This window comes from Geodermatophilus sp. DF01-2 (assembly GCF_004571065.1).
GTDB lineage: Bacteria > Actinomycetota > Actinomycetes > Mycobacteriales > Geodermatophilaceae > Geodermatophilus.
Map to the genome: position 1 here is coordinate 115,749 of NZ_SPQN01000003.1, position 7,000 is coordinate 122,748.

8 protein-coding genes and 2 pseudogenes are annotated in these 7,000 nt (G+C 72.2%); 5 read left to right on the plus strand and 5 right to left on the minus strand.

Annotation, left to right across the window (positions count from 1 at the left end):
- The first annotated feature begins 54 nt into the window (after nt 1-54).
- Together E4P41_RS02135 and E4P41_RS02140 are read left to right on the plus strand one after the other, a co-directional pair.
- Nucleotides 55-1,023: a zinc-binding dehydrogenase gene (locus tag E4P41_RS02135; protein WP_135139222.1), complete on the plus strand. Its 969-nt coding sequence runs from the start codon at nt 55-57 to the stop codon at nt 1,021-1,023.
- On the plus strand, nt 1,020-1,481 hold the full coding sequence (locus tag E4P41_RS02140; RefSeq protein WP_135139223.1) for a YbaK/EbsC family protein: 462 nt from the start codon (nt 1,020-1,022) through the stop codon (nt 1,479-1,481). Before E4P41_RS02135 ends, E4P41_RS02140 begins: the two co-directional genes overlap by 4 nt.
- On the opposite strand, the gene E4P41_RS22545 is transcribed toward E4P41_RS02140, so the two are convergent.
- Both E4P41_RS22545 and lepA read right to left on the minus strand, forming a co-directional pair.
- Nucleotides 1,430-1,807 carry a hypothetical protein gene (locus E4P41_RS22545; protein WP_209307486.1) on the minus strand — a complete coding sequence of 126 codons (378 nt, stop codon included), beginning with the start codon at nt 1,805-1,807 and terminating at the stop codon, nt 1,430-1,432. The two genes, E4P41_RS02140 and E4P41_RS22545, sit on opposite strands and share 52 nt — an antisense overlap.
- Nucleotides 1,808-2,044: 237 nt before the next feature.
- Nucleotides 2,045-3,871, minus strand: a complete 1,827-nt coding sequence (lepA, locus tag E4P41_RS02150; protein WP_135139224.1) for a translation elongation factor 4 — start codon at nt 3,869-3,871, stop codon at nt 2,045-2,047.
- Between the two features lie 182 nt (nt 3,872-4,053).
- On the opposite strand from lepA, the gene rpsT reads away from it, so the two are divergent.
- Nucleotides 4,054-4,320 carry a 30S ribosomal protein S20 gene (rpsT, locus tag E4P41_RS02155; RefSeq protein WP_135139225.1) on the plus strand — a complete coding sequence of 89 codons (267 nt, stop codon included), beginning with the start codon at nt 4,054-4,056 and terminating at the stop codon, nt 4,318-4,320.
- Nucleotides 4,321-4,531: 211 nt separating this feature from the next.
- On the opposite strand, the gene holA is transcribed toward rpsT, so the two are convergent.
- Nucleotides 4,532-5,524, minus strand: a complete 993-nt coding sequence (gene holA, locus E4P41_RS02160; protein WP_135139226.1) for a DNA polymerase III subunit delta — start codon at nt 5,522-5,524, stop codon at nt 4,532-4,534.
- 494 nt (nt 5,525-6,018) lie between these two features.
- Between holA and E4P41_RS21870 the strand changes: the two genes are divergently transcribed.
- Nucleotides 6,019-6,168, plus strand: coding sequence for a hypothetical protein (locus E4P41_RS21870; RefSeq protein WP_167760877.1), 150 nt, complete (start codon nt 6,019-6,021; stop codon nt 6,166-6,168).
- On the opposite strand, the pseudogene E4P41_RS22955 reads toward E4P41_RS21870, so the two are convergent.
- Nucleotides 6,145-6,297 (minus strand): annotated as a pseudogene (locus tag E4P41_RS22955) (IS5/IS1182 family transposase); the annotation flags it as partial. The gene E4P41_RS21870 and the pseudogene E4P41_RS22955 sit on opposite strands and share 24 nt — an antisense overlap.
- Nucleotides 6,298-6,309: 12 nt before the next feature.
- Here E4P41_RS22955 and E4P41_RS02165 point away from each other — a divergent pair.
- Nucleotides 6,310-6,402: pseudogene (locus E4P41_RS02165) on the plus strand (IS5/IS1182 family transposase); the annotation flags it as partial.
- Between the two features lie 309 nt (nt 6,403-6,711).
- Here the strand turns inward: E4P41_RS02165 and E4P41_RS02170 are convergent.
- Complete coding sequence (locus E4P41_RS02170) at nt 6,712-6,900, minus strand: hypothetical protein (RefSeq protein WP_135139227.1); 189 nt, start codon at nt 6,898-6,900, stop codon at nt 6,712-6,714.
- Nucleotides 6,901-7,000: the final 100 nt, after the last annotated feature.

A 7,000-nucleotide genomic window follows, 5' to 3' on the forward strand; every position in this document is an offset into this window, starting at 1 on the left:
CCTGTCTGGTGATCGGTTTCGCCGGCACCGCGCCGCTCGGTTAGCGTCCGGGGCATGCTCGCCGCCTTCGTCTCGACGCCCGCCCCGAAGGATCCGCTGTCCGTCCTGGAGGTCGGTGAGCGCCCGGAACCGGAAGTGCCGGGCGGCTGGACGACGGTGCAGGTCAAGGCCGTGTCGCTGAACCACCACGACCTGTTCAGCCTGCGCGGCGTCGGCCTGCCCCAGGAGCGGATGCCGATGATCCTCGGCACCGACGCGGCCGGGCTCGACGAGGACGGCAACGAGGTCGTCGTCCACGGTGTCGTCGCCAGTCCGGGCTGGACCGGCGACGAGACGCTCGACCCGAAGCGCTCGCTCTTCTCCGAGCTGCACCAGGGCACCATGGCCGAGCAGGTCGCCGTCCCCCGGCGCAACGCGCTGCCCAAGCCGGCCGAGCTCTCCTTCGCGGAGGCGGCGTGCCTGCCCACCGCCTGGCTGACCGCCTACCGGATGCTGTTCGTGAAGTCGGGGCTGCGACCCGGGCAGACCGTGCTGGTGCAGGGCGCCAGCGGCGGCGTGGCCACCGCGCTGATCGTGCTCGGGAAGGCGGCCGGCTTCCGGGTGTGGGTGACCGGCCGCAGCGAGGAGAAGCGCCAGGCGGCGCTCGACCTCGGCGCGGAACAGGCGTTCGAGAACGGCGCGCGACTGCCCGAGCGGGTGGACGGCGTCATGGAGACCGTCGGCGAGGCGACCTGGAGCCACAGCGTCAAGTCGCTCAAGCCCGGCGGCGTCATCGTCACCTCCGGCGCGACCACCGGCTTCAACCCCGGCGCCGAGCTGAACCGGGTCTTCTTCACCCAGCTGTCGGTCATCGGCTCCACGATGGGCACCCGGGACGAGCTCGAGGCGCTCGTGCGGATGTGCGCGGCCACCGGCGTCCGCCCGGTCATCGACGTCGAGCTGCCGCTCACCCAGGCCCGGGAGGGCTTCGAGCGGATGCTGGAGGGCCGGACGGCGGGGAAGATCGTCTTCACGCTCCCGTGATCGCCGTGGAACGGGTGGCGGCCGCGCTCCGGGACGCGGGCGTGGACGCCGAGGTGCGCCGCTTCGACGAGCCGGTGCCGACCGCGGCGGCTGCGGCAGCGATGCTCGGCTGCGACGTGGGCGCGATCGCCAACAGCCTGGTCTTCGACGCGGACGGCGCACCGCTGCTGGTGCTGGCCAGCGGCGCGCATCGCGTGGACACCGCGAAGGTCGCGGCACTGGTTCGTGCGCGGCGGGTGCGCCGGGCCAGTGCCGAATTCGTGCTCGCCGCGACCGGCCAGGAGGTCGGCGGGGTGGCCCCCACCGGCCATCCGACCCCGCTCCGCGCACTGGTCGATGTCGACCTGACGGCACACCCGCTCCTGTGGGCCGGCGGCGGCGACCACCACACGATGGTCTCGCTCACCTACGCCGACCTGCTGCGGCTGACCGGCGGCGACGAGGCCGCTATCGCCTGAGGGCGCCCCCTTCTCCCCCGAGCGAGCAGTCGGCGTCGCCGGTCGCGGCGCGTCCGCGACGACAACTGCGCACTCGGCCGCGCGGCGATCCCGGCGGCGAGCTTCGGCTGGTCCTCGAGCGGCAGGTGGGCCACGGCCGGAGCGATCTCCGGGAGGCGGCGCCGCTGGGTCGTCGTGGCCCGGAAGAGCAGGCCGACGGTGACCCCGTGGTCGGGGCGGGACACGATCTCGACCGGGTCGCCGGCGTCGACGTTCCCGGTCTCGAGGACCCGCAGGCAGGCCCCGCTGACGCCGCGCGCGGTGAACCGCTCGCGGCCCTCCTGCAAGGGCCCGCTGTGAGCCTGCGAGCAGTGGGGGGCAGGAGGGTCCTTCTACTGCACGTCGCCGTCCAGACCCAGTCTTCCGACGGCGACCCGCCCGGCGACCGGCCCCCCTGCAGGGGCCCGCCGGCCCCGTCCCGAGGCTCGCCCGAGCGGAGCGAGGGGTGAGGAGGATGGGGTCCTTCTACAAGTAGCGGGGGGCAGGGGGCTCCTTCGAGCAGACCGCGGCGACGAGCCCTGTCGTCACTTCCTGGCGGGCTCGGAGGAGTTGGACAGCGCGGCGACGAAGGCCTCCTGCGGCACCTCGACCCGGCCGACCATCTTCATCCGCTTCTTGCCCTCCTTCTGCTTCTCCAGCAGCTTGCGCTTGCGGGAGATATCACCGCCGTAGCACTTGGCCAGGACGTCCTTACGGATGGCGCGGATGGTCTCGCGGGCGATGACCCGGGAGCCGACGGCGGCCTGGATGGGAACCTCGAACTGCTGCCGCGGGATGAGCTCGCGCAGCTTGCCGGCCATCATCACGCCGTAGCCGTAGGCCTTGTCCTTGTGCACGATGGCGCTGAAGGCGTCGACCGGCTCCCCCTGCAGCAGGATGTCCACCTTGACCAGCTGCGACTGCTGCTCGCCGGCCTCGGCGTAGTCCAGGCTCGCGTAGCCCCGGGTGCGCGACTTCAGCGCGTCGAAGAAGTCGAAGATGATCTCGCCGAGGGGCAGCGTGTAGCGCAGCTCGACGCGGGACTCGCTCAGGTAGTCCATTCCGCCGAGCTGGCCGCGCCGGCTCTGGCAGAGCTCCATGATCGCGCCGGTGTAGTCACTGGGCGCGATGATGGTGGCGCTGACGATCGGCTCGTAGACCTCGGCGATCTTGCCCTCGGGCCAGTCGCTGGGGTTGGTGACGGTGACCTCGGAGCCGTCCTCCATGACCACGCGGTAGACGACGTTCGGCGCGGTGGAGATCAGGCTGATGCCGGCCTCGCGCTCGAGCCGCTCGCGGACGATCTCCAGGTGCAGCAACCCGAGGAAGCCGACGCGGAAGCCGAAGCCCAGCGCCGCGGACGTCTCCGGCTCGTAGGTCAGCGCGGCGTCGTTGAGCAGCAGCTTGTCCAGCGCCTCGCGCAGCAGCGGGTACTCGCTGCCGTCGATCGGGTAGAGCCCGGAGTAGACCATCGGCTTGGGGTCGCTGTAGCCGCCGATCGGCTCGGCGGCCGGCTTGTGCTGGAGGGTGACGGTGTCGCCGACCCGGGACTGGCGGACGTCCTTCACCCCGGTGATGAAGTAGCCGACCTCGCCCACCCCCAGGCCCTCGACCGGCTTGGGCTCCGGGGAGATGACGCCGATCTCGAGCAGCTCGTGGGTGGCGCCGGTGGACATCATCTTGATCCGCTCGCGGGCGGAGATCCGACCGTCGACCACCCGGACGTAGGTGATGACGCCGCGGTAGATGTCGTAGACGCTGTCGAAGATCATCGCCCGGGCGGGAGCGTCGGCCTCGCCGGTCGGGGCGGGGATCTGCGCCACGATCGCGTCGAGCAGCTCGGGCACGCCCTCGCCGGTCTTCCCGCTGACCCGCAGCACGTCGGACGGGTCGCAGCCGATGATGTGCGCCAGCTCCGCGGCGTACTTCTCCGGCTGCGCGGCCGGCAGGTCGATCTTGTTGAGGACCGGGATGATCGTGAGGTCGTTCTCCAGCGCCAGGTACAGGTTGGCCAGCGTCTGGGCCTCGATCCCCTGGGCGGCGTCGACCAGCAGCACCGCACCCTCGCAGGCGGCCAGCGAGCGGGACACCTCGTAGGTGAAGTCCACGTGGCCCGGGGTGTCGATCATGTCGAGGACGTACTCGGCGTCCCCGACCGTCCACGGCAGGCGCACGTTCTGCGCCTTGATGGTGATGCCGCGCTCGCGCTCGATGTCCATCCGGTCGAGGTACTGCGCACGCATCTGCCGCGCCTCGATGATCCCGGTGACCTCGAGCATCCGGTCGGCCAGCGTCGACTTGCCGTGGTCGATGTGGGCGATGATGCAGAAGTTCCGGATGCGGGCCGGGTCGGTGGAGGCGGGAGTCGTCACAGTGCTCCCATCGTCCCACGCCCGGCCGCCTCGTCCAGCCACCGCCGGGGCCTCGGGCGCGTACCCGCGGGTTGGGGCCCGGCGGCCGGCGCTGGTATCTTGGCAGACCGGTCCGCTGACGCACGCTGTCCGGACGCACTGTCCAGAAGTACTCCCTCCCGAGAGACACCCGAGGCTCACGCGTGGCGAACATCAAGTCCCAGATCAAGCGGAACAAGACCAACGAGAAGGCGCGCCAGCGCAACGTTGCCGTCAAGTCCGCCCTGAAGACGGCCGTCCGCCGCTTCCGTGAGGCCGCTGCCACCGGGGACGCCGCGGCCGCGACGACCGCGCTGCAGACCGCCAGCAAGGCGCTGGACAAGGCCGCCAGCAAGGGCATCATCCACAAGAACCAGGCCGCGAACCGCAAGTCGGGCATGGCCAAGCGGATGGCCGACCTCTCCAGCTGACTCCCGGCCGCGCTCGCGCGGCGGACGACGAGCCCTCCTCCCTCGCGGGACGGGGGCTCGTCGCGTTCCCGGGCTGCGGCCCCCTGCAGGCAGAAGGACCCGCTCCTCCCCACCCCTCGTAGCAGGACCCCGTCCTCCTCACCGTTCGCAGGCTCACGGCGAGCCTCTGGACGGGGCCGACCCGGGAGCGGGCCGGGGCAGGGGCCCTCCTTCAGCCGCGGACGCCGCGGCCGGTCTCCCTGCGGATGGCGACGATCCGCCGGATCGCCCGCTCCAGTGCGTAGTCGGCGCTGGCCGCCGCCCCCTTGACGTCGGCGTTGAGCTCGGCGGCCACCCCGATCGCCTGCTGCAGGCCCTCGATGCTCCAGCCACGGGCCTGCGACTGGGCCCGCTTGACCTTCCACGGCGGCATCTTCAGCGTGCGGGCCAGGTCGCCGGGGTTGCTGCTGCGTACCGAGGAGACCCGGGCGGCGGTCCGCACCCCGTCGGCGATGGCATCGGCGATGAGGACGTGCGCGACGCCGCGCTGCAGCGCCCAGCGGAGCATCTCCAGCGAGCCCTGCCGGTCGCCGACCAACACCCGTTCGGCGACGGTGAAGCCGGTGACCTCGGCCTGGCCGCGGTGGAAGCGAGCGACGGCGTCGACGTCGACGGTGCCGCCGACGTCGGACACCAGCTGCGTGGCGGCCGACGAGAGCTGCCGCAGGTCGGCGCCGACCGCCTCGACCAGCGCGGACGCGGCGTCGGGGGTGATCCGGCCGTCGGCCGTGCGGACCTCGTTGCGCACGAAGGCGATCCGGTCGCCGACCGAGCTGACCTTCGGGCAGTCATCGACGGCGGCCCCCGCAGCGGTGAACGTCTTGAGGAGAGCCTCGTTGCGCTTTCCGCCGGAGTGGACGACCACGAGCGTCAGGTCGGGGTCGGGGTCCCCGGCGTAGCCGGTGAGTGCGTCGACGAGGGCGCCGGCGGCCTCCTGCACCCCGGTGACGACGACGAGCCGGTGGGTGCCGAATAGCGACGGGGCCAGGACGTCGGCGAGCTGGCCGGCCGGGAGCCCCTGGGCCGGCAGCTCGTGCAGCTCGGCGTCGGGGTGGCGCTCGAGGACGGCGGCGCGCACCGCGGCCACGGCGCGCGAGCGGAGGAGCTCCTCCTCGCCGACCACGACGCGCAGGCGCGAGGTCGGGGCGGGGGGTGCGGCGGCCACAGCGGCATGGTGTCACGCGGGACCGACGCTCCCGCCGGCGCGCGCGGACGTCCGGCCGGCCACCGGTCGCGTCGCCGGCGGGTGTCGGGTCCTCCGGTGCGGGATCCCCGTCGACCGGGCCGGCCGGCGAGGCGGCGTCCTCCGACCCGCGGACGGCGACCCCCCAGCCGCCGGCGTCTCCGGCCACGGCGAGGTCGCCTTCCCGGTCGGTGCGGTGCACCCGCATGCCCTCCTGCGCGAGCCAGGAGAGCACCCGCGCCGTCGGGTGACCGTAGGGGTTGTCCGCCCCGGACGAGATCAGCGCCACCCGGGCCCCGGTGGCGGCGAGGAAGTCGCGGTCGGCGTCGGCGCTGCCGTGGTGCGGCACCTTGAGCACGTCGGCCCGCAGGTCGACGCCCCGGCCCAGGATGCGGGCCTGCGCCTCGCCGCTCAGGTCGCCGGTCAGCAGGACGCGGACCCCGCGCTGAGTCACGCGGACCACCAGGGAGAGGTCGTTGGCCGGCAGCGTCTGCGAGGTGCTCTGGGCCGTCCTCGTCGACGCCTACACCCGGCTCGGGTTCGACGCTGTCGGTGACGAGGTGTTCCGGGCGTTGGTACTGGCGCGAATTATTGAGGCTTTCTCACCTGGTTCCGCGGTCGAGTGAGGTCAGCACAAGAGCGGCACCAGCAAGTGCGCTGATGCGCTGTGGGTAGATGGTGACCCGCTCGAGGGCGCGCCAGCGGCCGAGCAGGGCGTTGGCTCGTTCGGCCGGTGCGCGCAGCGCGGTGATTAACTGGGTGTAGCAGCGCTGGGCCGCATCCGGCTGTGCCCTCTGCGAATCGGCGCCATCGCCAAAGCGGCACTCGTCCTGACCACCGCCGAACGACCAATCCGTTGAGAAGACCTCACTCGACTGAATCTGCGGCCTCTACCTCGCCGACCCAGGCATCTGGGCAGAGCCATGGCGGGCGTCTCGGTCACTCGTCCGGTCGCCGGGTCTACGGTCTACCACCCGGTCACCGAGGGGCTCGACGAGCTCGGCGACGGGCGCCTGCCCGTGCTCGCCGTCGTACACAACCTCCACTCCGGCATCCGTGAATCGTCCTGGGGCAGGTGAAGGGTCCAACCAGCAAGGAGACTGGACCTGTGTCTGCACCACGGAAGTTCGACTCGGAGACTCGGGACAATGCCACTTAGCCTAAGTTGATCATGCGGCGCGGGGCTGGATCGGGTAGAGCCGGACGGTGGGCGGGTCGGCGTGACGGACGCTGGCCGGCTCGCCGGGTTTCTTGATCCGGTACTGGTTGTGCCGGGCGCGCTTGACCGCACGGGGGCAGGTTCGGTGCCGCCGGCGCGGGTTGATCTTGCCGGTGATCTCGGCGTGGACGCGGGGCAACGCGCCGGTCCAGTCCTCAGGGGGAAAAGGCCGCCGTTCCGGTGGCGGTGCGGCGGACGATACGCAGGGCGCGGGTGAACGAGACCCGGTCGGGGTCTAT